This is a genomic window from Streptomyces sp. NPDC031225, from assembly GCF_055570355.1.
On the sequence record NZ_JBVIHJ010000018.1, the window covers coordinates 143,227 to 167,556 of the forward strand.

A 24,330-nucleotide genomic window follows, 5' to 3' on the forward strand; every position below is an offset into this window, starting at 1 on the left:
CGACGCCTCAACTAGGGCCTGTTCTAGCCGGCCGCGGCGGGAGGCGTCGGCCACCTCGCCGTTCAGATCGCCAAGGCTCGCGGTGCTTACGTCATCGCGACCGCCAGTGGAGCAAAGCACGATTTCGTGCGGGGCCTTGGCGCCGATGAGGTCATCGACTACACGAGCTCTGTAGTGAGCTCCCAGGTGAGAGACGTCGATGTCTTTCTGGCCACCGTGCCCGGGCAGATCCGGGACCTGGCTGAGGTGTTGGTGCCCGGTGGCCGGGTCGTCGCACTCAACGGCGCCGATGCGGACGCGGTTCAATGGGCCACGCAGAACGGTCTGCGGGCCGACTTCATTGCTGGTGGAACCTGATCGGGCCGGGCGGTGGGTTCCCCTTGGGGTCTTGACGTGGGGAACGCCGTGAAGTCCATGATCGGCATGGACGCAGAGGGGCAGATGATCTTCGCCGCGCCCGGGGGCGCCGGGCGGTCGTGTTCGTGTCCCCTTGGTGTCCGCCGGTGCCGGCGGTTGGATCGATGGGGCGTCGAGGGCGGGGCGGCGCGTCGCGGCTTTCGCGGTTGAGTAGTGATTGCTCATGGTCTCTGTGTCGTCTGGAGGTGTTCTGGAAGGGACAGAAATCCCATTCCGGCTCCTCAGGCAGTGATTTCGATGAACACGACCACGATCTCGCGTCGGCAGCAGTCCCCCGAGCTGCAAGCGGCCCGCACCGGTGAGCACGTGTTCGGTCTGCTTCTGGAGCACGGGCCTCTGGCTCCCGCTTCGGCCCGTCATGAGGCCCGCCCTGTTCTGGCCGCGTGGGGACTGGACGACGACCAGATCTACGAGACGCTCCTGGTGATTTCCGAGCTCGTCACCAACGCTGTCTGCCATGCGATGCCGCCCGTCGTGCTGCACCTGCGCGTCTCTGGCAAAGGCGCGGGAGCCGTGGAAGTCCATGTCAGCGACGGCGGCCTCCAGGCCGCCCCGGACAACTGGGCAGCTGCCCGGCCCGCCGGCGAACACGGCCGTGGCGACATGATCGTCTCTGCTCTCACAAGCCAGGCCGGATCCGGACGCGATAGCGAAGGTCTCATCGACCACTGGGCGAGCTTCGACGCGGCCTGACGACACGCGCCCGCCGACGATCTCGAGGGCGTGCCCAGCGGACAGCGGTGCGTGCCACACCGATCAGAACGGAGCAGCCGACATGAGCGAAGCACAGGAGGAATCCCGCCCGGGGGACCCGGGAGCGGCTCCTGCCCGCGAGCTGCTGGAGCGCATCCGGCGGGAGCAGCGTCACACACTGAGGCTGCTCACCGTCTGCGCGGTGGGTCTGGTGCCCTGGACAGTTCTGCTGGCGCTGACCCTGCCGTACCACTACCAGGTCCACCAGTGGCGCCTGGCCTGGGTGGGGTTGGACGTCCTTCTCGTGATCGCCATGACCGCCACGGCGATCTTGGGCTGGCTGCGGAACAACGCTGTCATCGTGCCGGCCGTCGGCCTGGCCGTGCTGCTGAGCTGTGACGCCTGGTTCGATGTGTCGCTCACCTTCGGCACGTCGGGCGTGTGGCTGTCGGTGGCGCTCGCGGTGTTCGCCGAGCTGCGAGCACGGCAAAGGGCATGGCGACGAACGACACGCTCAACATCGAGTTCGCCGCCAACGCATGCGCCGGGCCCGGGTACCCCGGGTGCACCTGGGGGCGGGGTGGTGCGCGAGCACCCTGTCCGACGCGAGCCTTCTGCCACAACCCGGGGCTGGGCGACAGGAGAGACGCAATGGCCACGAACACGGTCACAGATGAACCCCCAGAAATCACCGTGCCCGGCAGGGACGCCCTGAAGACGGCCGGCCTCGGTATCGGGTCGGCGCCGCCCTCGGCGTCGCAGCCGGCGGAGTCCGGGCCGCCACCAACCGTGCCTTCAGCGCCAGTTTGGGTGATCCTTACGACCTGTGGCACGACTGGAGCTCGATGCCCGGCACCGAGCGGCTGGTCGCCGCGACCCTCCTGCTGCGCCGGACCGGCAAGCCGGGCACGGTCCGCCGTCGAGACGCAGACCGAACGGCCCTGCGGACGGCCCGATGGGCGGCACGGACCGCGACGCGGCGAAGGCCACGGCCCGACACCCGCCGAGCACATCTGCCACGTCCACTTCGTGCGGCGCCAGACCACGATCCGTCCTCGGCGCCGCACCGGGAAGGAAGGAACCCGACATGACTTCTCCACCCACCCGGACGGCCCAGCCACCCAACCCCTCCCGAACCCCGGAGTCCCTGGAAGCCCTCACCCATGCCCTGGCACTGCTCGGCATACGCGGCACCGGACTCATCATCACCGCCCTCGCCAAGGGGCCGGCCGACCTGCCCCTGATGCGTGAGCGCGTCCCCGGCCTCAGCGACGGACTCCTCACCCGACGCCTGCGGGAGATGATCGCCTTCGGCCTGGTGGAGCGGACCGCCTACCCGGGCACCGCCCGTCACACCGTCTACGCACTGGCCTCCCACGGCAAGGCCCTCTTGATTCCCCTGGTGGCCCTGACCGTGTGGGCACAGGACCATCTCCCCACGCACACCTGGGCTGCGGGTCCCCGCACATCGCCGGAATCCGGCGCACTGCATCGCACGGAGGACAGAACATGAGCGCACACGAGAACGTGGACCTGGGGCACACGGTGGCCGGCTGGACCGGCACAGCCCTCGCCCTGGCCGGTTTCTGCGTCACCGGTGTCGGAGTGATCGCTGTCTCCGCGCCGCTCATACTCTCCGGGATCGCAGTGATCGCCCTGGCCGCGGTCAGCACCTGGGTCCTCCACTTGCAGGGATGGGGAAAGCCGAGCGGCCCGCGCCCCGCCGACCAGTGGGACTGGCGGGTGAAGGACCTCCGCGCCCTGCACGCACATCCGCACTGCCTCGGGTGTCGCATGGCGGGCAGGCGGGCAGGCGTGCCGAGGCGACGGCCCCGCTACCGGAGTCGACGTAGTGGCCGCCTCGCCGCCGCCCGGCCCCGGCACAACGTCACCATCCAGGGCACGCACAATCACGGAGGATGCCCACCGCTTCGGTAGCCGGCCGCATCGCCACACAGAACAGAGAAGGAGGGGCCGGCAGTGGCCGCTGAAGACCGAGCCTGCGGCTTGGGTTCCGACGACGACGCCGTGGCGGCGGACGCAGACCGGACCGCCGCCAACGGGGCCCTGCGGGACGACCTTGCCGCGTTCCACGGCACCGACCTCGACGACCGGTCCTACGACGTGGAGGCCTTCCTCGCCGGCGGGCAGAGCCTGCGCGGTATCGAGCGAGAACTCGCCGGCGACGTGACCGGCAAGGAACTCCTGCACCTGCAATGCCACTTCGGAATGGACACCCTGAGCTGGGCCCGCCTGGGCGCCCGCGTCACCGGCGTCGATTCTTCCCCCGACGCGGTCGCACGAGCCCGGCGGCTGGCGGAACGGGCCGGTCTGGAAGCGGAGTTCGTGGAAGCGGACGCCCAGCGTCTTCCCGATGCCCTGGCCGCAAGGTTCGACCTGGTGGTCGCCACCTACGGGGTGCTGTCGTGGGTCGGCGACCTGGACGCCTGGATGAGCGGCGCCGCGTCGGCGCTGCGGCCGGGAGGCAGGCTGGTGCTCGTCGACCCTCACCCCGTCTTCCAGGCGGTGCTCACCTTCGATCCCTTCGTCGCCGACCGGCCCCACGGTGGCGGTGCGCCCCACCACGATGCGATGACGGGCGTCTACGCCCACGCCGACGTCCCCGCTGAGCCGAAGACGTCCACTCGGTACCCGTATTCGCTGGGGCAGATCGTCAGGGCGGCCACGTCGGCGGGACTGGTCGTGGAGCGCCTGGGCGAGCACACGGAGACCGAGACCGGCGGGCGCCACCTCCTGCCGCAGGGCCCGGACGGCCTGTACCGGTTCCCCTTCAGCGGCACCTATCTGCCCATCCTGTATTCGCTCAGGGCGGTCCGTCCGTCGGCTCTCGGCGGCGCATGAGAGCCGACGGTTGAGTTTCACCACGTCGCGGTAGTCCTCCGGTCGCGCGATCGCGATCACCTCTCAGGGGTGCGCTGCCGAGGTCACGACCCCGGGCCACGCAAGTGATCAACGATAGGGTCGGGCTGTTGATCATGTGGCTTTCGGGCGTGGTTGGTCGTTGCCCTGGTCGTGGGGAAACGGCAGTCGTGTCCTTGGATCGTGTCGGATGAACTGTCGTCGCTGATCGAGCCGTTGCTGCCCTGGTCGGCGCCGAAGCCGGGGGAAGGCAGACTGCAGGCGCCGGACCGGCCGGCGCTGTGCGGAATCCTGTTCGTGCTGTATACCGGCATCCGCACTGGTCGCGGGTGATCGACTTCTCCCGCGTCCGGGTGCCCGCTCCCGCTGCTGCTGGCCGGCGGAAACCGCAGCGGCGTCAAGCGGTTGCTCCCGCTGCTGGACACATTCCGGGGACAACCGGCGATGCGACCTGGCCTTGCAGGTCCGCTGGTTCTCCTACCGGGCGACGCTCACATCCTTTGCGCTGGCCGGTGGCCTGTTGCGTGACGGGGCACCGTCGTCGAGGTACCTGAGAGTGACCTCGGCTGCGGCGAGGTCCTGCACCCCGAGGCCGATGAGTTTGCAGACAGTGATCTCGGCGTTGTCCGACCGGCCGGGTGCGGTCCGTGCCAGGACCTCTCCGAGCTCTGCATGCTCCGCGGTATCCATTCCTGCTCGCGCCAGGTCCCCGTGGATGCCGGCCAGTTCACGGCTGTCGACGACGATCCGATCGGCTTTCGGCAGGCAGTCGGGAGACAGTTCGGCCTTGGAAGGATCGTCGGCACCGACTGCGGTGATGTGCATGCCTGGCGTGAGCCACGCGCTTTCGACCAGCGGTTCTGTGCTGGCGGTTGCGGTGACCAGGACGTCGGCCCCCTGACAGGCCCCTCGGGCATCGGCCGCGGCCCTCACGTGCAGTTCAGGGTGGCGGGCCATGACAGCGGCTGTCAGGCGCAGCACGTGGTCGGGGTTGCGTCCCCACACGCGTACCTCCCGCAGGGGAAGTTCATGGGCGGCCGCCAGGATTTGCAAATAGGCTTGGACACCGGTGCCCAGGACGGCGAGCACGGCAGAATCCGGTCGGGCCAGGGTACGTGCGGCAAGGGCACCCGCAGCAGCGGTACGGATGTCGGAGATGTGGTGCTCGTCCTCCAGCAGCATCCGCAGATCACCGGTCTGGGCGTCGAAGACGGCGATAATTCCGGATGCCGGCGTACCACCGCGCCGGGATCGCTCGAGGAACCATGTCGCCACCTTCACGGTGAACACGGGGCGCCCGGGCAGCCAGGCCGACTTCACGTGGACGTCGCCGTCCCGCCCGGCCGGTGCGAAGACCACCACCGGAGAGTCGCCCATGCCCCGGCTGTAGTCGGCGAGCGCCTGGGCCACCGGTTCCAGGACGTCTTCGTATCCGACTGCGGCCCGGATGGCGTCAGGGCCGACGTGGGGCAGCGCGGAGGGGCTCATGCGGGCAGCTCCCTCAGACGCCCTTCAGCAACGAACGCCACTTCGCCGCCCACCATGACGGAGCGGATGTCCTGCCCTTCGCCGTGTGCGCTGATCGTCATCTGGCTGGCGCGGCCGGTGAAGCGCCCCTGGCGCAGGGTGACGCTCTCCCCGTCGCCGATCCGGCTGTGTCGGCGCAGGTAGGCGGCGGCACAACCGGCGCCGGAACCGGTGGCCACGTCCTCGAGGACGCCGTCGTTGTTCCAGTGACGTCCTTCCAGCGTGGTGGCGTCGAGCAGGTAGGCGAACTGTGCACCATACGCAGCGAGGGGAGCTTCGAGGTCCTGGGCGATCCGGGCGCGTTCCAGCGCGTCGCCACGCACAGGAACCATGAGGTACCGAAGTCCTGTGGAGAGCACTTCCGCAGGAAGGTCCGGATCCAGGTCGTCGGCGTCCAAGGAGAACCAGGCGGCCAGCTCGGCGATGTCGGGGCGGCCGAGGAATGCGGCGGGGCCCTGGTCGAGAACGGCGCTGTAGCGGCCCGCTGCTCGGCGTCGGGTGGTGACGTCGACCGTTCGGGCCTTGAGCTTCAGGCACCAGGTCTCGGTGTCATCGCCACCGTGCAGCGCGTGCATGACACATGCTGCCCCGATGAGAGGGTGGCCGGCGAAGTCGAGTTCCCCGGCAAGGTCGAAGACGCGCGCATGCCGGCTCCGGTCACTGGCGGGGTCCCGGGCCAGGAAGACCGACTCGAAGTGGCGCATCTCCTGGGTGATGCGCACCATCTGCTTCGCGCTGAGCTGTGCGGAGTCCGGGAACACCGCCAGGCTGTTGCCGCTGTACGGCCGGCTGCTGAAGACGTCAACGTGTAGGTAGCGCATGTTTCGGACAGTACGGTCTGTCGCAGGTTCAAGGAACCGGCAACTTTCATAGGGCGGATATAACCTGTGCTTATGGGGCCGGATCTTGAGACATCGCTCCTGCGGGCCTTTGTCAGCTGCGTCCGTTCGGGGAGCATTAGCAGGGCTGCGAACGTGCTGGGGCACAGCCAGCCGGCGCTCAGCGGACAGCTGAGGAAACTCGAACGCGCCGTCGGTCAACCGCTGCTGCACCGGTCTGCCACAGGTGTGTCGCTGACCAGGGCCGGGGAGGCTCTGCTGCCGTACGCGGAACGCATCCTTACCCTGTCGGCGCAGGCTATGACGGCCACCGGGGAGACCGTGGCCGGGCACTGCGGCGTAGGTCTGATCGAGGACCTCGCCGCCGCTCCGCTCGCACAGGCCTTGGCCGACTTCGGCCGGATGCATCCGCAGGCGACGCTGGAACTGGTCAGCGCGCCCGGCCCGGCAATGAGAAGGGCCTTCACGACCAACCGCATCCACCTGGCGCTGTGTGACCCGGCGTATCTGCCCGAACCTCCGCGCTGGACCGTGCGGCTGCCCCTCGTCTGGGCCGCCGGGCCTGAGGCGGATCTCAGCCTGGACCCGCTGCCGCTCGTGCTGTTCTCCCAGCCGTGCCGCTGGCGCATGCCGGTACTCGACGCTCTGAAAGACAGCGGACGTGACTGGCGTATCGCCTTCGAGAGCACCGGCCTGGCCGGCGTGCAGAGCGCGGTTCGCGCCGGGCTGGGCGCCGCGGCCCTCCTTCCCGCCCAGGTCGAGTCCGGCATGGCGGCGCACGGTTTGCCCGAACTGCCCGACGTGGAACTCGGAATGGTCCGGCGCCCGGGTACTGAGGGCGATCTCCTTGTCGACGCGGTCGAGGAACTCCTGAAAAGCCTGATCTGACGCAACGCACGAGGGCCAGGCACGACAGGAAGCGGTGTCTGGACGGCTGCCCTCGGACGCCGTCACGACTGCGGCCTGCCTCCACCACGAGGACGAGCCGCCTCCGGGCAGGCAGACGTCGCCTTGGTCAGCGGCGACACCGTGGCCGCCGCGACGTGCCTGCAGTTCGGCGAGCGGTTGCCCGGCCGGACGGTGGGCTCCGCGCCGGCGTACGCACCGGCCTGCACAGCGGTGCTCTGCGGCGATCAGGAGCCGGCCAACCGCCGATGGGACGTCTGCGAGGCGGGTGACGCCCGCGGCACCGCCGTCTCCGCCTGCGCGCTGTGCTCTGTGTGCCCGCGGGTTTCGGCGTCCCGGATCTCGAGGACGCGCAATCCGTCGTGGTGATGCAGCGGGCGCTGGACGAGGAGACCACAGCGGGCGCTTCGCCGGGCATCCGGCCGTATGGGCTGCGCCGGGGGCTGCGCCGCCCGAGAGGGCCGCTTCGACGAGGCTGCGACCCTGCTGCTCGAACTGCGGTCGTCGCCGCGCCACCGCAAGGCGCCGCCGTCGCTGATGCGGCAGGGCGCTCCGGCACGCTGACGATCACCCCTCGTCGAAGCCGGCCGGGGGCAGGACTGCGGCGCGGGTCATGAGCGAGGTCCGTCCGCTCGCCGACGCCGTCGGGCGCGACGGGCGGGAGACGAGCACGCCGGGGCTGCCTCCGCTGCGCATCGCCCAGGTCCGGCGCGGCTACCACAACGCCGGCACGGAGGCGTCCGCCGTCCTGCTGCGTCGCGCCGTCCCTCCCGAAGAGAACGAAGAACCGGGTGCGGCCGGAGCGCCGCAGGCAGCGGGTTTCCGGTCTCCCGCGTCACGCCAACAGGTGTAGGCCAACGAGTGTTGACTTTCCGGTCAGGGGTGGGCATCCTGTCAACAAGTGGTTGCCAACACTTGTTGGCAGTCTGTTCCGCCCCCGGCCCGGAGACCGGGGTGCCCCGGCCCGGAAGGACGATCGCCATGAAGTCGCTGCTCCCCTCGGAGCCCGGTACGGCGTACGAGGCGCAGCACGCCGGCCGGGCGGAAGCCGCCATGGACGAGGCGCGCCGGACGGCAGCCGCTCCGGGCGCGCTCACCTCCTTCTCCCGGTTCGTCCTGTGCGGCGGCGGTGTCGGACTCGCTTCCGGGCCGGCCGTGGCACTGCTGGCCACGCTGATGCCCTGGGCGTCGGCGAACGCACTGGTCACCGCGGGTTCCACCATCCTGTGCACAGAACTCCACGCGCGCTTCACCTTCAAGGCCGGGCGGCGGGCCGGATGGCGCCGGCACTGGCAGTCCGCCGGGTCGGCCTTGGCCGCCTATACAGTGACGTGCGCGGCGATGTTCGTCCTGCACCTCATGCAGCCGTCGGCCGGGACGCTGAGCGAGCAGGCCGTCTATCTCAGTGCTTCAGGACTCGCCGGAATCGGGCGGTTCCTCGTTCTGCGCATGGTCGTCTTCGCCGGCAGTTCGACCACGGTGCAGGAGGGCAGCCCGGCGGGGGTCCAGGAAGCGAGCGAGGCCGCGTCCTGGTCCATCGCGACTGCGCCGTGGCCGAAGACCCCGCAGCCGGTGAGCGAGCGAGTCATCCTGGGTGGGGCGAGGGCGGCGGCAACGATGCCGACCGGAAGAACCAGCGTCAGCGGGACGGGCGTTCGTCCGGGCGAGTCGTTGTGCGAGGGGTTCACCCGAGTGTCTTGACCGCTTGCGTGATGGTGGCCGCGGCGTACCGGATCCGGCCCCGGGTCTTCGTCATTCGCGCGCGGTGTCCCCGGCGTGAGCTGCAGTCCTGGACCCGGAGGGTGCGACACGCCTTCGCGCTGAGGCCGGGGGAGTCGATGATGCAGGGGCCGGCCGGTGATACAGGCTCTGCGTGCCCTGTGTCCGGGGCGCGGAAGACGCCTCGCGCAAGGAGATGACAGAGGCCTTGGCGTGCCGAAGACCGCAAGCCCGTGCCGGCGCCGACCGCACCGGCGAGGTCGGCTGCGGCCGCACCCGGCCGACCGCCCTTCGGTACCGGTCCGCCACCCGCGGCGACAGCGAGGTCGTGCGGCACGTGAACCGGTGACAGCCGCACGCCCGAGGCCATCACGCATGTTCGGTGGACGTCTCAGGCCCTTGTCTCCTGGAAGGCCAGTACGTCGTGGCCGGTGTCCCAGAGCAGGGTCAGCAGGGCGCGCACCGATGCCTGGTCGATGTTCTCGACGATCAGCACGGTGCCGTCCTCGCCAGGCGTGGACACGTGGTCGAACCTGGTTCGGATCACGTCCAGCAGGGTGCGGGCGATCGGTGCGCGCAGGATCAGCTCGTAGCGGGTGGGGGCCATGCCGTACAGGAAACCCCTCGCTCGTGGGCGCGCGCACCACCCGCGAGGCAAAGACACCCGGGGTGGGATCAGATCAGGCCGAGTTCGCGTGCCGCTTTGACGGCGTCCTGCCGGGAGGCCACGCCGAGTTTGCGGTAGAGGCTCTTGTTGTATGCCTTGACCGTGTTGATCGACAGGAACAGCGCTGCGCCGATCTCCCGCTGGGTCGCAGATCCTTGCAGGGCCCGCAGGATCGACAGCTCACGGTCGGTCAGTTCCTCCGCCAGGGCGCCGGAGCGCACGGCGGTGCGGGTGCCGGCCTGGCCCAGCCGTGTTTCGGCCTGCTCGAGGCGCCGAGCCGCGAAGGCACTCACCGGCTCCTCCTCCACGACCTCGCGGGCCCGCGCCAGCGCGGTGCGGGCGGCGGAGCGGTTGCCGCAGGCGAGTTCGGCGTCGGCGAGGTACAACAGGCCGAGGAACAGCGTCGTCGGCCGCGGGTGGAGTTCGGCGAGGGCGACGGCGCGGCGCAGCAGGACCGCGGCCCCCTCCGTGTCGGCGCGCAGGTAGCCGCGCCGGCCGGCGGCGATACGCAGGGCGGCGAGCCCGGGCGTGCTGGCCTCCCGCCCGTCGCGCTCGACGGCGTCGGCTGTCGGACCGGCCTCGCGCAGCACCCGGTCGCACTCTTCGCCGCGGCCGGCCTCGACAAGGCTGACCGTCAGCATGCCCGCTACGGCCATCACGGTCCACAGGGGCCACGAGTCGCGGTGGCGCTGCTGCCACACGTCGAGCAGCAGGGCCGCGGCCTCGTCGAAACGGCCGTCGCGGGCCAGCACTCCACCGAGTGTCGCGGGTACGTGCGGGTGCGCGGTGACATCGCCGGCGGTTTCGAGTTCGAGAGCCTGCAGGGCCAGGGCGACGGATCGCGCGGCCTCGGCGTCCGACATGCCGAAGCCCGCACGCACGGTGAGCACGGCACTGCGGAAGCTGTGCCAACCGGTCATGACGGTCTCTGCGGTGCCCCGGACTTCACAGGCGTCCAGCCAGTGGTTCACCCGGGCCTGATCGCCGCAGAGCGCCGCCGCGAAGGCCAGCGAGTAAGCCAGCAGCGGGCCGACCGCCCGGCCGGGCAGCCGCTCGCCGAACCGCAGGTAGCTCGCGGCGTCCCCGTGTGCGAAGAACCAGGTCTCCGCGTTGCGCAGCATCAGCTCCGCGGCGTCGTCGTCGCGGCCGGCGCGCAGCAGGTGGTGTACCGCGTCGTCGAGCTGCCCCTCTTCGGTGAACCAGGCCGCGGCGTGGCCGAGGACCTCCCGCGGGTCTGTGGTGGCCTCGTGGGCCAGGACGTCCCGGAGCAGGTGATGGCACCGGTACCACTGCTGTTCGTCGTCCAGGGCGGCCACGAACAGGTCTGCCCTGACGAGATCGGACAGTACCTGGGCCGATCCGGTCACCTGCAGTGCGGCGTCGCACAGCGGGCCGGAGAGCCGTTCGAGCGGCGCGGCCCGCAGGAGGAGGTCGCGCTGCCTGGGGTCCAGGCCGGGCAGTACCTCGGCGGCGAAGTAGTCCAGCAGGTGCCGGTTGTCGGCGTGGGCCTTCGCCGGGTCCGCGCGCAGTGCGAGGGCGGCCAGCTGCAGGCCCGCCGCCCACCCTTCGGTCCGTTCCCATACGGCGGTGGCCGCCCTGTGGTCGAGGTCGTGCCCCGACACCGCCGACACCAGGGCCGTCGCCTCGTCGGGCGAGAACCGCAGCTGTGCCGCGCGCAGTTCGGTCAGGTCGCCGCGGGCCCGGAGCCGCGCGAGCGGCAGCGGCGGGTCCGTGCGCGCGGCGATCACGATCCGTAGTGAGGCGGGCAGGTAGGCGACCAGGTATTCGACCGCCTCGTGGATCCGCGGGTCGGTGAGCAGGTGGTAGTCGTCGAGGACCAGCACGTGCGGTGTCTCGGATGCGGCGAGCTCGTTCAGCAGCATCGGCAGCGCGAGGTCGACGGGAGCGGCGGCGGCCGCGTCCAACGCCTGCAGCGGGCCCGCGCTGATCGCGTCGCCGGCGTTGTGCAGCGCGGTGAGCACGTAGCTCCAGAACCGGACGGGTTCGTCGTCGCTCTCGTCGAGCGAGACCCACGCGATGCGGCGTTTCTCGTCGGGGCCCGACGCCCAGCCGCTGAGCAGGCTCGTCTTGCCCCAGCCGGCGGGCGCCACCACCACGGTCAGCCGGGTCTCGGCGAGGCGCAGCTGCTGCTGCAGGCGTTCGCGGGGGATCGCGTCGGCCCGGGCCGGCGGGACGACCTGTTTCACGGTGAGCAGTGGCCGTGTAGGCCTGTCCGATGTCACGACACTCCCGACCTGCGGTCCGGCACCGCAACCCGGCGCCGATTCTGCCAGTTGGGGCACCCCGGGTACATCTTGGGGCGGGGTGGTGCGCGAGCACCCCGTGTGATGCGAGTCTCCTGCCCCCACCCGGGGCCGGGCGGCAGGAGAGACGCAAGGGCTGTGAACACCGTCCCGGACGCCCCCTCCAGAGACAGTCGTGACCTGCGGGGACGCGGCCTGATGCCGGCCGCCTGGGCAGCGGCTCGACAGCCGCCCTCATGGCCGCCGTGAGCGTGAAACAGACGGTCGGTGAAGGTCCGGAAATCCCGCACTGCAGCGCCACGCGTTCTACAGCAAAGAGGGCAGAGCAATGCCGTGGAGTGAGATGGAGTGGTTGCGCGCCGCCGCCTGCGGGGGCGAGGGCCCCGAGCTGTTCTTCCCCGTGAGCACGGCCGGGCCGGCGCTGCGGGAGGCCGCCGCTGCCAAACGCGTCTGCGCCCGCTGCCCGGTGAGCTCCGAGTGCCTGTCCTACGCCCTCGGCACCGCACAGACGTCGGGTGTGTGGGGCGGAACCGGCGAGGAGGAACGCACGGAGCTGCTCCGAACCGCCGGGTATGAGGCGACGAGGAGGAGTCCCGGCCGAACCGGACCGGTACGCACCGGGTCCCTCCCGCCCTCCGGGGTGGGCTGGGCAGCAGACGATGAAGCCCCCTGGCGGATCGAGTGCTGTCGGGGTCCTGCGGCGGGATGAGGCGGCCACCGGACTCGGCCTCGGTGTGCTCTGCCGGCCGTTGCGCGAGCGGTCCGCCCGCGGCCCGGGCACTCGGCGCCACTCACCAGCTATCCCTCGATCCCGTGCCGCTGCGCACCGGGGCCCCGGCCCTTCGCGCCAACGACCGTGGGCCAACGCGTGTTGACTTCCGCTGGGAATTCGAGCATCCTGTCAACGAGCGTAGGCCAACACCTGTTGACCTGCTTCCCGGATCAGAAACGGAAGGCTCCGCCATGAACGCCCCCGCACTTCCCGCTCGCACCGAAGTCGCCGTTGTCGGTGCCGGACCGGCCGGTCTCGCACTCGCCGTCACGCTCGCTTCCGCAGGCATCGACTTCGTTGTCCTGGACAAGCTGGCGGCGGGCGCCAACACGTCGCGCGCCGCCGTGGTGCATGCCCGCACGCTGGAGGTTCTGGACGAGCTGGGAGCCTCCGAGGAGCTGATCGCGCGAGGCGTCAAGGTCACCCGGTTCGCCGTCCGCGACGGCGCGCGCCGGTTGCTGACGGTGCCGTTCGACAAGCTGCCCACGCCCCATCCGTACACGCTGATGGTTCCGCAGTACGAGACGGAGAGCGTGCTGCTGGACCGGCTGCGGGCGCTCGGCGGCGACGTGCACCGCCCCTACGAGGTCGCCTCCGTCGTTCAGGACGAGGAGGGCGTGACGCTCACCATGACCACCGGCGAGACGCTGCGCGCCGCCCATGCCGTCGGCGCCGACGGCATGCACAGCACCGTGCGTGAGGCGGCGGGCATCGGTTTCACCGGCAACGCCTACGCCGAGTCCTTCGTGCTCGCCGACGTGGTGATGGACTGGGTCCCGGGGCCGGAAGAGGTCTCGCTGACCTTCGGCACCTTGGGGCTCGCCGTCGTCGCCCCGCTTCCCGGCGGCCACTACCGGGTCGTCGCCACCGTGGACGACACGCCCGCCGCACCGGGCCTCGACTTCGTCCAGGAGCTGCTCGACGAGCGCGCCCCCGGCCAGGCCCAGGTCACCGCTCTGGCATGGTCGTCACGGTTTAGGGTGCACCACCGGGTAGCCGACCACTACCGCGCCGGCCGTCTGCTGCTGGCCGGCGACGCCGCCCATGTGCACAGCCCCGCAGGCGGTCAGGGGATGAACACCGGCATCCAGGACGGCTACACCCTGGGCCGGGCGTTCGCCACCGGCCGGCTCGACGGCTACGAGGCGCAACGCCGCCCCGTGGCCCAGCGCGTGGTCGCCTTCACCCACCGCATGACCCGTATGGCCACCACGCGCAGCTCCGCGGCCCGCGCCGTCCGCAACCTCGCACTGCCTCTGCTGGGGCACACCCCGATGCCCAGGAAGCTCGCCAGCGAGCTTGCCGAGCTCAACTACCGCTAGACAGCGCCCTTCTCGCCGCCGTGTGAATGGGCCTGCCCGGCACGCCGGCACAGGAAGAAGGAACGGGCGCCGCACCGAGCGGCCGTCGCGCGTGCCCGCAAGCCCGTGGCGGCATCGGCGGACACCGGGAAGCGAGTGGTGCCCCACTGCCGTTCGGGGCGGCGAAGTCCTTCTCACCCGGATGCCGCCGGCCGGTATGCCGGGACGCTTGCCGCTGCAGGTTCGCCGCGGGACGTCTCAGACCGGCACCGCCTCAAAAGCCAGCACCTCGTGGCCGGCATCCCAGAGCAGGTTCAGCAGAGCGCGGACCGATGCCTGATCCATGGCTTCGGCGACCAGCACGGTGCCGTCCGTGCCGGGCGTGGACACGTGGTCGAACCGCGTCAGGATCACGTCCAGCAGGGAGCGGGCGATCGGTCCGCGCAGCGTCAGCTCGAAACGGGTATGGGTCATGCCGTCCACAAAACCTGCAGTCCGGGTGCCTGCGCACCACCCGCTCGGGAAGAGCACCCCGGGTGGCCTCAGATCAGACCAAGATCGCGCGCAGCTGCGACGGCGTCGTGCCGGGAAGCGACGCCGAGTTTGCGGTAGAGGCTCTTGTTGGTCGCCGACCCCTGCAGGGCCCGCAGGATCGACAGCTCCCTGTCGGTGAGCTTCTCCACAAGAGCACCCGAGCGTACGGCGGTGCGGGCGCCGACCCGGCCCAGCCGCGCTTCGCTCTCCTCCAGCCGCCGCCTCGCGTAGGCGCTCACCGGCTCCTCCTCCACCACCTCACGGGCCCGCGACAGCGCCGCACGGGCCGCCGACCGCTCACCGCAGGCGAGTTCGGCGTCGGCCAGGTACAGCAGGCCGAGGAAGCGCACCGTTGGCCGCGGGTGCAGTTCTGCGAGGGGGACGACCCGCCGCAGCAGGACGGCGGCCGCCTCCATGCGGGCGTTCTGGTAGCTGCGCCTGGCCTGGGCGATGCGCAACGAGGCCACCCCTGGCATGCTCGCCTCCCGTCCCATGCGCTCGACGGCGTCGGCGAGCGGGCCGGCCTCGCCCATGACCCGATCGCACTCCTCGCCGCGGCCGGCTTCGACGAGACTGATCATCAGAGTGCCGGCGGCCTGGAGAACGAGCGTCGGCGGCCACGCCTTGCGGTCGCGCGGCGACGACCACAGGTCGAGCAGCAGGGTTGCCGCCTCGTCGAAGCGGCCGTCACGGCCCAGCATGGCCCCGAGCGCCGCCCGCACTGTCGGATCCCCAGCGCCGCCCCCCTCGGTTTCCTCGTGCAGCGCCTGCTGCACCATGACGACGGATCGCGCGGCCTCGGAATCTGGCATGCCGTAGCCCGCACGCACGCAGCGCACGGCACTGCGGAAGTTGTGCCAACCGGGGACCACGGCAGAGCTACCACTCGCCTCACAGACGTCCAGCCAGCGGTTCACGCCCGCCTGATCGCCACAGAGCGCTGCCGAGTAGGCCAGCGAGAACGCCAGGGCCGGGCCCACCACCCGGCCGGACAACTCCTCCCCGAACTCCAGGAACGTCGCCGCCTCCCCGCGGGGAAAGAACCACGTCTCCGCGTTGCGCAGCATCAGCTCGGCGGCATCATCATCGCGGCCGGCCCGCAGCAGGTGGCGTACTGCGTCGTCGATCCGGTCCTGTGTCGCGAACCAGTCCGCGGCATGGCCGAGAACCTCCTGCGGGTCCGTCGTCGTCTCGCCTGCCAGAACATCCCGCAGCAGACGATGGCACCGGTACCACCGCTGTTCGTCGTCCAGCGCGGCCACGAAAAGGTCCGCCCTGACCAGATCGGACAGTACCTGGGCCGATCCGGTCACCTGCAGTGCGGCGTCGCACAGCGGGCCGGAGAGCCGTTCGAGTGGCGCAGCCCGCACGAGCAGGTCACGCTGCCTGGGCTCCAGACCGGGCAGTACCTCGGCGGCGAAGTAGTCCAGCAGATGCCGGTCGTCGGCGGGCGCCTTCGCCGGGTCCGCGCGCAGCGCGAGAGCAGCCAACTGCGGCCCCGCAGCCCACCCTTCCGTCCGCTCCCATACGCCTGCCGCCGCCGCGCCGTCGAGGTCGTGCCCCGACACCGCCGACAACAAGGCAGCCGCCTCGCCGGGCGAGAACCGCAGCTGCGCCGCCCGCAGCTCCGTCAGGTCGCCACGGGCCCGAAGCTGCGCGAGCGGCAGCGGCGGATCCGTACGTGCGGCGATCACCACCCGCAGTGAGGCGGGCAGGTATGTCATGAGGTACTCGAGCGCCTCGTGGATCCGCGGGTCGGTGAGCAGGTGGTAGTCGTCGAGCACCAGTACATGTGCCACCTCGGATGCGGCGAGCTCGTTCAGCAGCATCGGCAGTGCAAGGTCGATCGGGGGGACGCCTGCCGCGTCCAACGCCTGCAGCGGGCCTGTGCTGATCGCGTCGCCGGCGTTGTGCAGCGCGGTGAGGACATAGCTCCAGAACCGGACGGGTTCGTCGTCGCTCTCGTCGAGCGAGACCCACGCGATGCGGCGCTTCTCCTCGGGATCCGCCGCCCAGCCGCTGAGCAGGCTCGTCTTGCCCCAGTCTGCGGGCGCCACCACCACGGTCAGCCGGGTCCCGGCCAGAGGCAGCTGCCGCTGCAGGCGTTCGCGCGGGACCGCGCCGGCCCGGGCCGGCGGAATCACCTGTTTCACCGTGAGCAGTGGCCGCATAGGTTTCTTCGACGTCACGACGCTCCCGACCTGCGGCGCCCAGCACCGCAACCCGACGCCGACTCTGCCAGCTGCACCACCCCGGGTACATCTCGCGGCGGGGTGGTGCGCGAGCACCCTGTCCCACGCGAATCTCCTGCCACGACCGAGGCCGCGCGACAGGAGAGACGCAATGGCCACGAACACTGCCACACAGGATTACCCGGAAATAGCCCTGACCCGCAGGGACGGGCTGAAGCTGGCCGCCCTCGGCATCGGCTCGGTAACAACCCTGGGCGTCGGCTTCGGCGGAGTCCGGGCCGTCACCAACGGCGCCTTCAGCGCCGGATCCGGCGATCCCTACGACCTCTGGCACGACTGGACCTCGATGACCGGCATCGAGCGGGTGGTCGCCGCCGGCGTGCTGGCGTGCAACCCGCACAACACGCAGCCCTGGCGAATGAGTGTCGACGGCGACACCATCGACGTCCACTCCGACCCCAGCAGGCGGATGCCGCTCAACGACGCCAGCGGCCGCGAGCACTTCGCCGGCCTCGGCTGCGCCGTCGAGAACATGGTGATCGCCGCCGGATCGGCCGGCTCGGCGTCGCAGGTCACCCTCTTCCCGCACGGCCCGGCCTCGGACCATGTCGCGCGCATCGCACTCAGGAAGGACCGCACCGGACAGGACGGTGACCTGGCCGCCGCGATCCCGCACCGGCACACCAACCGCGGTCCCTACACGTCGGAGCCCGTCGATCTGGACGGTTTCACCGAGCAGAGTTCCCGCATCCATGGGGCGAGCGTGCTCTGGATCACCGACGAGCAGACACGGGCACAGCTGGGACGGCTCTACGTCGAGGCCACCGAGGCGATCACCGCGGACACCGCCCAGTCCTCCGAGGCCTTCACCTGGTTCCGCAGCTCGCGTGCCGGCATCGACAAGCACCGCGACGGGCTCACCCTCGACACTCAGGGCCTTGACGGGCTGACGCTGTTCGCCGCGAAGCTCCTGCCGGCGCAGTCCCGCAAGGACGGCGACGCCTACTGGGTCAAGGCCACCCGCGAGGTGCACACCGCGACCGCCGCCGCCTACGGCGTCATCGTCGTCGGCGACGTCACCGACCGGAGCGCCCAGGTCAACGGGGGACGGCTGCTGGCTCGGATGCACCTCACCGCGACCACGCTCGGCCTGGGCCTGCATCACATGAACCAGATCACCGAACGCATCGACCGCGACCACGCGAGCGGCGGCCCCGACGTCTTCTCCGCACGTTGGGCCGCCCTGCTCGGCCGTCCCGCCTCGGGCGGCCTGCTGTCCTTCCGCATCGGTCACCCCGAGCGCACCCCGGGCCTGAGCCCGCGCCGTCGCCTCGACGACGTCGTGACCAGCTGACCCCTTGCCGCGCGGCGAGTCCCACATGCGCCGCCCGTCCATCCGTTTCGTTCAAAGGAGGTTCCCCATGTCCGACTCCAACATCACGGAGCAGGCCGGCGGACCGGTCCGCGCCCTGCGCCCCGGTGCCGTTCTCGCCGTGACCTGTCTTGCCCTGGCGACCGTCGTATCGGCGATGGCTTCGCTGAATGTGGCGTTGCCCGACGTCGCCCGCGAGACGCACGCCAACCAGACCCAGCTGTCGTGGATCATCGATTCCTACAGCCTGATCTTCGCTTCGTTCCTGCTGTTCGCCGCGACCCTCGGCGACCGCTTCGGCCGCCGCAGGGCACTGCTCGGCGGCGTCGCCGTGTTCGGCGGAGTATCGCTCGCCGCGACCTTCACGACCGAGCCGGGCGTTCTGATCGCCCTTCGTACGGTGCTGGGCGTGGCAGCCGCGTTCGTCATGCCCGCCACGCTGTCCACGATCACCAGCACGTTCCCCCGAGCCCAGCAGGCGCGTGCCATCAGCATCTGGGCGGGGGTCGCGGGCGCCAGCGCCGCGCTGGGACTGCTCGCCTCCGGAATACTGCTCGAGGCGTGGTCATGGCGATCGGTGTTCTGGCTGAACGCGGTGATGGCCGCGGTGGCGTTCATCGGCACCTACCTCTTCGTGCCGGAGTCCGCGCAGCCGGGCAGGCAGCGCATCGATGTGACCGGAGCAGCTCTCACGGTGGCCGGGCTGGGAGTGCTGGTCTACTCGGTCATCGAGGCGCCCGAGCACGGCTGGGGCAGCACCCGCACCCTGGCGGGCATCGGTGTCGGGCTCGCCGTGATGGTCGTCTTCGTCGCCTGGGAGCTGCGGCACCCGCACCCCCTGCTCGATCCACGGCTGTTCCGCAACAAGCTGTTCGCGGCCGGCTCGATCTCGACCACCCTGCAGTTCTTCGCGTTCTTCGGGTTCATCTTCGTCACCATGCAGTACCTCCAGCTGGTGCGCGGTGACAGCGCCCTGATGGCCGCGGTGAGCGTGCTGCCGATGTCCGCGGCGATGATCCCCAGTGCCCGCCTCAGCCCGCTCCTGGTCGCCCGGCGGGGCATCCGAGCCCCCTGGACCGTCGGCCTCGTCCTGGTCACCACCGGGCTGGTCGTGCTGGCCCAGCTCGACGCCGGCAGCTCCTACTGGCTGGTCGTCGGCGGGCTCCTGCCGCTCGGCGCGGGCATGGGCCTGGCCACCACGCCGGCCACCGCCGCCATCACCGACGCCCTGCCGCCCCACCTGCAGAACGTGGGATCCGCCGTGAACGACCTCTCACGCGAACTCGGCGGCGCCCTGGGCATCGCCGTCCTCGGCAGCCTCATGAGTGCCCAGTACCGTGACTCCCTCGACACCGGCGGCCTCCCCGCCCCGGTCGCGGAAGCAGCCCGCTCCTCCCTCGCCGCCGCCGACCACATCGGCCACGCCACAGGCAACCCGGCACTGATCGACGAGGCCCGGGACGCCTTCGCCTCCGGTATGCAGCTCTCTCTCATCGGCGGCGCCGCAACCACCCTCCTGGCCGCCGCCGTCGTCACCCTCCTGCTGCGCCGTCCCGGCAAGCCCGGCACGGACCAGGCAGAGACGCCGAACAGCGGCACCCACCGCGACACGGCGAAGTCGACTGCGTAGCCACAGCCACCTGCCCGACAGCCACCACGACGTACGGCGCGAGGGCCGCACCCCGCTGCCCTCGCGCCGTACCAGGAAGGAACCGGCCATGACACTGCCGCACTCTCAGCCGCCGCACCAGCCCCACCCCGTGCAACTGCCCGAACCCCTGGTGGCCCTCACCCGGGCCTCCTCCCTGCTCGGCAGACGCGGTACCGGGCTGATCATCACCGCCCTCGCCAGAGGGCCGGCCGATGTCACCCAGGTGTGCGAGCGCCTCCCCGGCCTCAGCGAAGGCGTGCTCACCCGGCGCCTGCGGGAACTGACCACCCTCGGCCTCGTGACCCGAACCGCCGCGCCGGACACGTCATCTCGTTGCCGCTACGCGCTCTCCGCCCACGGCAAGGCCCTCCTCATCCCGCTGGCCGCCCTGACCGTCTGGGCGGAGGACCACCTCTCCGCCGGCGTCCCTGAGGCCAAGGCCGGTCGCAGAAGGCCGCTGAGGCGTCCGGCTCAGGTTCCCGGCCTCGGCCGGCGCCATACCAACGCCGCTGATCGAGGGCACGTCCGTGAAGGACAGGAAGGCGAGCAGGCGGCGAGGCCGGCGCCGCGAGGGCTTCGCGACAGCAGGCGCGCCCGAGCCTCGCTGCGAGCGTCACGCCTGGGGAACCGGTAGAGCGCCTCGACGAACTTCGCCCCTCACTCCCGATCCCGCCTCACTCGAAGGAGCCAGATGCCCACGCTCGATCGTCACGACGACGTTTTCGTTCTCGACCTCGGAGACGGCGAGAACCGCTTCCACCCCGACTGGCTCGCCTCCGTCGCCACCGCACTGGACGAGGTCGAGAAAGAGACAGGCCCGCGCGCTCTGGTGACCACCGCGACGGGAAAGTTCTACTCCAACGGCCTGGACCTGGACTGGCTGCTGGCCCACCTGGACGAGCACCCCGGCTATGTCGTGTGCGTCCAGGAGCTCTTCGCGCGCATGCTGTCCCTGCCGGTGATCACCGTTGCCGCTCTGCAGGGACATGCCTTCGCGGCCGGAGCGATGTTCTCCCTCGCGCACGACTTCCGCATCATGCGCGCAGACCGCGGGTACTGGTGCATGCCCGAGGCGGACATCGACATCCCCTTCAGCCCTGGCATGTCCGCACTCATCCAGGCACGGCTGGGCCCGCACACCGCGCACCGGGCCATGCTCACCGCGCACCGCTACGGTGGAGCCGACGCGGTGGCCGCCGGCATCGTCGACCAGGCGGTCGCCGAGAACGACGTGCGTACGGCAGCCGTCGCACTGGCCCGGTCACAGGCGGGCAGGGCGGGGGGCACCCTCGGCACCATCAAGGCCCGCATGTACGCCCCGGCCCTGACGGCGTTGCGCGACACCACCCTTGCCCTCAACTGAAGCGCAGTACACGCCGTGGCGGCGGCCGGTGCGGGCCGTTCGGTGAAGGAACGCGGGTGGGGCACACCGGCAGCGCGTCCCCCGGCTGCCGCAGTGCGGTCAGCCGCGACGGGACCGCGACGTGCAGAAGCCGCAATGCGCCGTCCCGCCCTCACGGCCTTGGCCGAGCACGACGCTGCCTGTGCCGGCACGAGGCGGGGCACAGGCAGCGCGGGGGAGGAGAGCGAAAGCCGGTCATCCCTCCGTGGCGGTGCCGTCGGAACCGTCGGCGCTGTCACGGGTGTCGGGGGAGCGCGGCAGGAGGAAAGCGACCGATGCCGCACCCAGGAGGGCTGCTCCTGCTCCGGTGACGAGAGCGAGGTGCAGACCGGAGGCGAAGGCGTCGCGGGCCTGGTTGACCAGGGCGGTGTCGCCTGTCCTGGCGCCGACGATGTTGGCTGCGGCGAGGGATGAGCGGGCTGCCTCGGCCACGTGGGCCGGGAGCCCCTCGGTGTCGAGGGTATTGCGGTAGCCGGCGTTCAGCGCACTGCCGAGGACGGCGATTCCCAGGGCGCCGCCCAGTTCACGGGACAGGTCGTTCACCGCCGAGCCCACGTTCTGCAGGCGGGAGGGCAACGCGTCGGTGATGGCCGCGGTGGCGGGTGTCATGGCCAGGCCCATGCCGGCGCCCAGAGGGATGAGCCCCGTCACGACGAGCCAGTAGGAGCTCGTCCTGTCGAGCTCGGCGAGCACGCTCAGACCGACGGCGACGGCGATCAGCCCTGCGATCCAGGGACGGCGGGCGCCGACACGTGCTGCCAGTTTCGGGGACAGCCGGGCGCTCGGGATCATGGCGGCGGGCATGGGCAGCACACTCAGGGCGGCGATCAGCGCACTGTCACCTCGCACGAGCTGCAGGTACTGCATGACGACGAAGATGAACCCGAAGAACGCGAAGAACTGCAAGGTGATCGACAAGGTCCCGGCGGCGAACGCCTTGTTGTGGAAGAGCCGGGGATCCAGCAGAGGGTGGGGGTGGCGCAGCTCCCAGACGACGAAACCGGCGAGCACGATGAGCCCTACGGTGATGCCGGTCAGGGTGCGGGTGCTTCCCCAGCCGTGCTCGGGCGCCTGGATGACCGAGTAGACCAGGATTCCCAGGCCGACGACGGTAAGCGTGGCGCCGACGGTGTCGACGCGCTGCTTCTTCGCCTCGGCCGACTCCGGCACGAAGACGTAAGTGCCGATGAACGCCGCGACCGCCAGAACGACGTTCACCCAGAAGACAGATCGCCAGGACCATGCTTCGAGCACGGCACCGGAAGCCACCAGGCCGAGGATGGCGCTCGCTCCCGCGACGGCCGCCCAGATGCTGACAGCACGCGTCCTTTGTTCGCGGGGAAAGGTGCTGGTGATGGTCGAGAGCGTGGCGGGCATGACAAAGGCGGCCGCCACCCCCAGCAGAGCTCGCAGGGCTATGAGAACCCCGGGTTCCGAGGAGAACGCAGCCGCGACCGATCCGGCCCCGAACAGAGCGAGGCCGCCCAGCAGGGCCCGGCGCCGGCCGAACCGGTCGCCCAGAGTCGCCGCCAGCAGCAGAAGGGCGGCAAAGACCAGGCTGTAGGCGTCGATGATCCACGACAGCTGCGTCTGACTTGCGTGGGTCTCACGGGCAATGTCTGGCAGGGCCACATTCAGCGATGCCATGGCCGAGACGACGGTTGCCAGAGCCAGGCATGCGACGGCCAGTACTGCGCCGTGACGCACCACTTTGTGACCTTGTTCTGTGAGGCCTCGGTTCATGAGAGGCGTCCTTTCCCGCTGGACAGGTGCGCTGGTGCGATGGACGGAGCCACGGCGGATGCAGCCGCCATGAAGGCACGGCGTAGCAGCAGCGCAGAGTTCATGACGCGCGAGCGCGCAGTGAGGGGGCGGTGTCGACCGCTGCCGCCCGGCAATGCAACGGGCTGCACTACGGAAGACACTGAATGCCAACGGTTGTTGGCCAACCCTCGTTGACATTAACGCATCCGGGGAGATGGAAAGTCAACGAGCGATGGCCTACATTTGTTGGCATGACATCAGACGACACGGAAGCTCCCCCCGGCCCCCGGCGCTCCGACCGCACCCGGACAGCGATCCTCGACGCCGCCCGCCAGCGCTTTGCCGCTCAGGGCTTCGAACGCACGACAATCCGGGCCGTCGCGGCCGACGCGGGCATCGACCCCTCCATGGTCATGCGCTACTACGGCAGCAAAGCCCAGCTCTTCGACGCCGCCCTCGACATCGACCTGTGCCTTCCCGACCTGTCCGCCACCCCGGCAGAGGAACGGGCCGAAGCCCTCGTGCGGCACTTCCTGCACCGCTGGGAGCACGAGGGCGCCGACGACGCGCTCCTGCTGCTTCTGCGCTCCGCCGTCACCAACGACCAAGCGGCACGCCGCATGCGGGAGATCTTCGCAGCCCAGGTCTCCCCGGCCCTCGGCCCCGCCACCAAAGACAACGTCGGACTGGTCTCCGCCCAGCTGCTCGGCCTCGCACTCACCCGCTATCTGCTGCGCATTCCAGCCGTAGTACGCATGACGCCTGAAGAGATCGTCGCCGCCTACACGCCCGCCATCCGGAGCGTTCTCGAACCGCAGGCGTCCGTCCCCAGTGCGTGACCGGCCGCCCGCTCGTTGCTGACACGCTTGCCCGTCTCCCGTACTTCGGCGGTGATCTGGGCGCCATCGGGTGCCGTCCGCGGCCTGTTGCACCTTGCGTATCCGGGTGGCGGGTCCGGCATCGGCTGCACGATGGGGCCGCATTTTCTGTGCAGACAGCTCGAAAATCGAGCAGGGGCAGCGAGGATGGTGCACGGCCGCTTCACGCCGGAGCGGTGCGACCGCGAACAGGACGCGTTCCTCCTGCAGCCTCGCGGATCCTTCCTGCGTGCCTAGCCCCGTGATGCGTCTACAAAGCGCGGGGCTGCTCGGCGGCCCGCTCCGGCTCCGGAGCGTCTTCGAGACGGTCCCAGATCAGGGGCGAACTCCCTGATGCGTCGCTGACGGACGCGATCGGCACAGCGTGGCCGCGGCCACGTCGGACCCGGTGCAACCACGCTGCAGGACCACGCGATTTCCGTTTCAGATCGGCCCCGCGCCTCGTACGTCCCAGATCAGGGCCAGCGCCTCCTGCCGGACGTATGGCCTGCCCCTGGCCGCCCGGATGGGCAGGGATTACTCATCTCCGCTTCCCCGGCTCACGGTTGACTG

23 protein-coding genes and 1 pseudogene are annotated in these 24,330 nt (G+C 70.6%); 17 read left to right on the forward strand and 7 right to left on the reverse strand.

What is annotated here, in order from left to right:
• Nucleotides 1-93: 93 nt before the first annotated feature.
• From ACZ48Z_RS28750 to ACZ48Z_RS28780, 7 genes are all read left to right on the forward strand, one after another.
• Nucleotides 94-357: a zinc-binding dehydrogenase gene (locus ACZ48Z_RS28750; RefSeq protein ID WP_468738836.1), complete on the forward strand. Its 264-nt coding sequence runs from the start codon at nt 94-96 to the stop codon at nt 355-357.
• 297 nt (nt 358-654) lie between these two features.
• Nucleotides 655-1,110: an ATP-binding protein gene (locus ACZ48Z_RS28755; protein WP_468738776.1), complete on the forward strand. Its 456-nt coding sequence runs from the start codon at nt 655-657 to the stop codon at nt 1,108-1,110.
• Nucleotides 1,111-1,192: 82 nt separating this feature from the next.
• Entirely contained in the window at nt 1,193-1,825 is a 633-nt protein-coding gene (locus ACZ48Z_RS28760; RefSeq protein WP_468738777.1) for a hypothetical protein, read from the forward strand.
• A gap of 372 nt (nt 1,826-2,197) precedes the next feature.
• The gene (locus ACZ48Z_RS28765; protein WP_468738778.1) at nt 2,198-2,623 is read left to right on the forward strand and encodes a winged helix-turn-helix transcriptional regulator; all 426 of its coding nucleotides are present in this window, start codon (nt 2,198-2,200) and stop codon (nt 2,621-2,623) included.
• A complete protein-coding gene (locus tag ACZ48Z_RS28770; RefSeq protein ID WP_468738779.1) occupies nt 2,620-3,048 on the forward strand; it encodes an HGxxPAAW family protein in 429 nt (142 codons plus the stop codon). The genes ACZ48Z_RS28765 and ACZ48Z_RS28770 overlap by 4 nt, the downstream gene beginning before the upstream one ends.
• A gap of 42 nt (nt 3,049-3,090) precedes the next feature.
• Nucleotides 3,091-3,972, forward strand: a complete 882-nt coding sequence (locus tag ACZ48Z_RS28775; protein WP_468738780.1) for a class I SAM-dependent methyltransferase — start codon at nt 3,091-3,093, stop codon at nt 3,970-3,972.
• Between the two features lie 201 nt (nt 3,973-4,173).
• Nucleotides 4,174-4,323, forward strand: coding sequence for a hypothetical protein (locus ACZ48Z_RS28780; RefSeq protein WP_468738781.1), 150 nt, complete (start codon nt 4,174-4,176; stop codon nt 4,321-4,323).
• 144 nt (nt 4,324-4,467) lie between these two features.
• On the opposite strand, the gene ACZ48Z_RS28785 is transcribed toward ACZ48Z_RS28780, so the two are convergent.
• On the reverse strand, nt 4,468-5,478 hold the full coding sequence (locus ACZ48Z_RS28785) for an ornithine cyclodeaminase family protein (protein WP_468738782.1): 1,011 nt from the start codon (nt 5,476-5,478) through the stop codon (nt 4,468-4,470).
• Nucleotides 5,475-6,338, reverse strand: coding sequence for a PhzF family phenazine biosynthesis protein (locus tag ACZ48Z_RS28790; RefSeq protein WP_468738783.1), 864 nt, complete (start codon nt 6,336-6,338; stop codon nt 5,475-5,477). The genes ACZ48Z_RS28785 and ACZ48Z_RS28790 overlap by 4 nt, the downstream gene beginning before the upstream one ends.
• A 72-nt stretch (nt 6,339-6,410) precedes the next feature.
• Between ACZ48Z_RS28790 and ACZ48Z_RS28795 the strand changes: the two genes are divergently transcribed.
• The 3 genes from ACZ48Z_RS28795 (at nt 6,411) to ACZ48Z_RS28805 (ending at nt 8,963) form a co-directional block, all read left to right on the forward strand.
• On the forward strand, nt 6,411-7,244 hold the full coding sequence (locus tag ACZ48Z_RS28795; RefSeq protein ID WP_468738784.1) for a LysR family transcriptional regulator: 834 nt from the start codon (nt 6,411-6,413) through the stop codon (nt 7,242-7,244).
• A 631-nt stretch (nt 7,245-7,875) separates the two neighbouring features.
• Nucleotides 7,876-8,115 (forward strand): hypothetical protein, encoded by a 240-nt coding sequence (locus tag ACZ48Z_RS28800; RefSeq protein ID WP_468738785.1) that lies wholly within the window; start codon nt 7,876-7,878, stop codon nt 8,113-8,115.
• A gap of 200 nt (nt 8,116-8,315) precedes the next feature.
• The gene (locus ACZ48Z_RS28805) at nt 8,316-8,963 is read left to right on the forward strand and encodes a GtrA domain-containing protein (protein WP_468738837.1); all 648 of its coding nucleotides are present in this window, start codon (nt 8,316-8,318) and stop codon (nt 8,961-8,963) included.
• A gap of 409 nt (nt 8,964-9,372) precedes the next feature.
• Here the strand turns inward: ACZ48Z_RS28805 and ACZ48Z_RS28810 are convergent, their stop codons facing one another.
• The gene (locus ACZ48Z_RS28810) at nt 9,373-9,588 is read right to left on the reverse strand and encodes a hypothetical protein (RefSeq protein ID WP_468738786.1); all 216 of its coding nucleotides are present in this window, start codon (nt 9,586-9,588) and stop codon (nt 9,373-9,375) included.
• 68 nt (nt 9,589-9,656) lie between these two features.
• Nucleotides 9,657-11,855, reverse strand: a complete 2,199-nt coding sequence (locus ACZ48Z_RS28815; protein ID WP_468738787.1) for a helix-turn-helix transcriptional regulator — start codon at nt 11,853-11,855, stop codon at nt 9,657-9,659.
• 400 nt (nt 11,856-12,255) lie between these two features.
• On the opposite strand from ACZ48Z_RS28815, the pseudogene ACZ48Z_RS28820 reads away from it, so the two are divergent.
• Both ACZ48Z_RS28820 and ACZ48Z_RS28825 read left to right on the forward strand, forming a co-directional pair.
• Nucleotides 12,256-12,504: pseudogene (locus tag ACZ48Z_RS28820) on the forward strand (WhiB family transcriptional regulator); the annotation flags it as partial.
• A 371-nt stretch (nt 12,505-12,875) separates the two neighbouring features.
• On the forward strand, nt 12,876-14,006 hold the full coding sequence (locus ACZ48Z_RS28825; RefSeq protein ID WP_468738788.1) for an FAD-dependent oxidoreductase: 1,131 nt from the start codon (nt 12,876-12,878) through the stop codon (nt 14,004-14,006).
• A 237-nt stretch (nt 14,007-14,243) separates the two neighbouring features.
• Here the strand turns inward: ACZ48Z_RS28825 and ACZ48Z_RS28830 are convergent, their stop codons facing one another.
• Nucleotides 14,244-14,459, reverse strand: coding sequence for a hypothetical protein (locus ACZ48Z_RS28830; protein ID WP_468738789.1), 216 nt, complete (start codon nt 14,457-14,459; stop codon nt 14,244-14,246).
• Nucleotides 14,460-14,527: 68 nt separating this feature from the next.
• Nucleotides 14,528-16,708, reverse strand: a complete 2,181-nt coding sequence (locus tag ACZ48Z_RS28835) for a winged helix-turn-helix domain-containing protein (protein ID WP_468738790.1) — start codon at nt 16,706-16,708, stop codon at nt 14,528-14,530.
• 154 nt (nt 16,709-16,862) lie between these two features.
• Here ACZ48Z_RS28835 and ACZ48Z_RS28840 point away from each other — a divergent pair, with 154 nt between their 5' ends.
• The 4 genes from ACZ48Z_RS28840 (at nt 16,863) to ACZ48Z_RS28855 (ending at nt 21,097) form a co-directional block, all read left to right on the forward strand.
• On the forward strand, nt 16,863-18,065 hold the full coding sequence (locus ACZ48Z_RS28840; protein WP_468738791.1) for an Acg family FMN-binding oxidoreductase: 1,203 nt from the start codon (nt 16,863-16,865) through the stop codon (nt 18,063-18,065).
• Nucleotides 18,066-18,132: 67 nt separating this feature from the next.
• Entirely contained in the window at nt 18,133-19,713 is a 1,581-nt protein-coding gene (locus tag ACZ48Z_RS28845; protein ID WP_468738792.1) for an MFS transporter, read from the forward strand.
• 88 nt (nt 19,714-19,801) lie between these two features.
• Nucleotides 19,802-20,368, forward strand: coding sequence for a winged helix-turn-helix transcriptional regulator (locus ACZ48Z_RS28850; protein WP_468738793.1), 567 nt, complete (start codon nt 19,802-19,804; stop codon nt 20,366-20,368).
• A gap of 57 nt (nt 20,369-20,425) precedes the next feature.
• Nucleotides 20,426-21,097 carry an enoyl-CoA hydratase-related protein gene (locus ACZ48Z_RS28855; protein WP_468738794.1) on the forward strand — a complete coding sequence of 224 codons (672 nt, stop codon included), beginning with the start codon at nt 20,426-20,428 and terminating at the stop codon, nt 21,095-21,097.
• Nucleotides 21,098-21,331: 234 nt separating this feature from the next.
• Here the strand turns inward: ACZ48Z_RS28855 and ACZ48Z_RS28860 are convergent, their stop codons facing one another.
• The gene (locus ACZ48Z_RS28860; protein ID WP_468738795.1) at nt 21,332-22,783 is read right to left on the reverse strand and encodes an MFS transporter; all 1,452 of its coding nucleotides are present in this window, start codon (nt 22,781-22,783) and stop codon (nt 21,332-21,334) included.
• A 368-nt stretch (nt 22,784-23,151) separates the two neighbouring features.
• Here ACZ48Z_RS28860 and ACZ48Z_RS28865 point away from each other — a divergent pair, with 368 nt between their 5' ends.
• Nucleotides 23,152-23,739, forward strand: a complete 588-nt coding sequence (locus ACZ48Z_RS28865) for a TetR/AcrR family transcriptional regulator (RefSeq protein ID WP_468738796.1) — start codon at nt 23,152-23,154, stop codon at nt 23,737-23,739.
• Nucleotides 23,740-24,330: the final 591 nt, after the last annotated feature.

Coding starts and splice junctions, on each gene's coding strand:
- ACZ48Z_RS28830 (WP_468738789.1), bottom strand. CDS start 14,459: ATGACCCATACCCGTTTCGAGCTGACGCTGCGCGGACCGATCGCCCGC.
- ACZ48Z_RS28840 (WP_468738791.1), top strand. CDS start 16,863: ATGGCCACGAACACTGCCACACAGGATTACCCGGAAATAGCCCTGACC.
- ACZ48Z_RS28865 (WP_468738796.1), top strand. CDS start 23,152: ATGACATCAGACGACACGGAAGCTCCCCCCGGCCCCCGGCGCTCCGAC.
- ACZ48Z_RS28850 (WP_468738793.1), top strand. CDS start 19,802: ATGACACTGCCGCACTCTCAGCCGCCGCACCAGCCCCACCCCGTGCAA.
- ACZ48Z_RS28770 (WP_468738779.1), top strand. CDS start 2,620: ATGAGCGCACACGAGAACGTGGACCTGGGGCACACGGTGGCCGGCTGG.
- ACZ48Z_RS28805 (WP_468738837.1), top strand. CDS start 8,316: ATGGACGAGGCGCGCCGGACGGCAGCCGCTCCGGGCGCGCTCACCTCC.
- ACZ48Z_RS28765 (WP_468738778.1), top strand. CDS start 2,198: ATGACTTCTCCACCCACCCGGACGGCCCAGCCACCCAACCCCTCCCGA.
- ACZ48Z_RS28790 (WP_468738783.1), bottom strand. CDS start 6,338: ATGCGCTACCTACACGTTGACGTCTTCAGCAGCCGGCCGTACAGCGGC.
- ACZ48Z_RS28825 (WP_468738788.1), top strand. CDS start 12,876: ATGAACGCCCCCGCACTTCCCGCTCGCACCGAAGTCGCCGTTGTCGGT.
- ACZ48Z_RS28800 (WP_468738785.1), top strand. CDS start 7,876: ATGAGCGAGGTCCGTCCGCTCGCCGACGCCGTCGGGCGCGACGGGCGG.
- ACZ48Z_RS28845 (WP_468738792.1), top strand. CDS start 18,133: ATGTCCGACTCCAACATCACGGAGCAGGCCGGCGGACCGGTCCGCGCC.
- ACZ48Z_RS28860 (WP_468738795.1), bottom strand. CDS start 22,783: ATGGCATCGCTGAATGTGGCCCTGCCAGACATTGCCCGTGAGACCCAC.
- ACZ48Z_RS28795 (WP_468738784.1), top strand. CDS start 6,411: ATGGGGCCGGATCTTGAGACATCGCTCCTGCGGGCCTTTGTCAGCTGC.
- ACZ48Z_RS28785 (WP_468738782.1), bottom strand. CDS start 5,478: ATGAGCCCCTCCGCGCTGCCCCACGTCGGCCCTGACGCCATCCGGGCC.
- ACZ48Z_RS28810 (WP_468738786.1), bottom strand. CDS start 9,588: ATGGCCCCCACCCGCTACGAGCTGATCCTGCGCGCACCGATCGCCCGC.
- ACZ48Z_RS28760 (WP_468738777.1), top strand. CDS start 1,193: ATGAGCGAAGCACAGGAGGAATCCCGCCCGGGGGACCCGGGAGCGGCT.
- ACZ48Z_RS28855 (WP_468738794.1), top strand. CDS start 20,426: ATGCCCACGCTCGATCGTCACGACGACGTTTTCGTTCTCGACCTCGGA.
- ACZ48Z_RS28755 (WP_468738776.1), top strand. CDS start 655: ATGAACACGACCACGATCTCGCGTCGGCAGCAGTCCCCCGAGCTGCAA.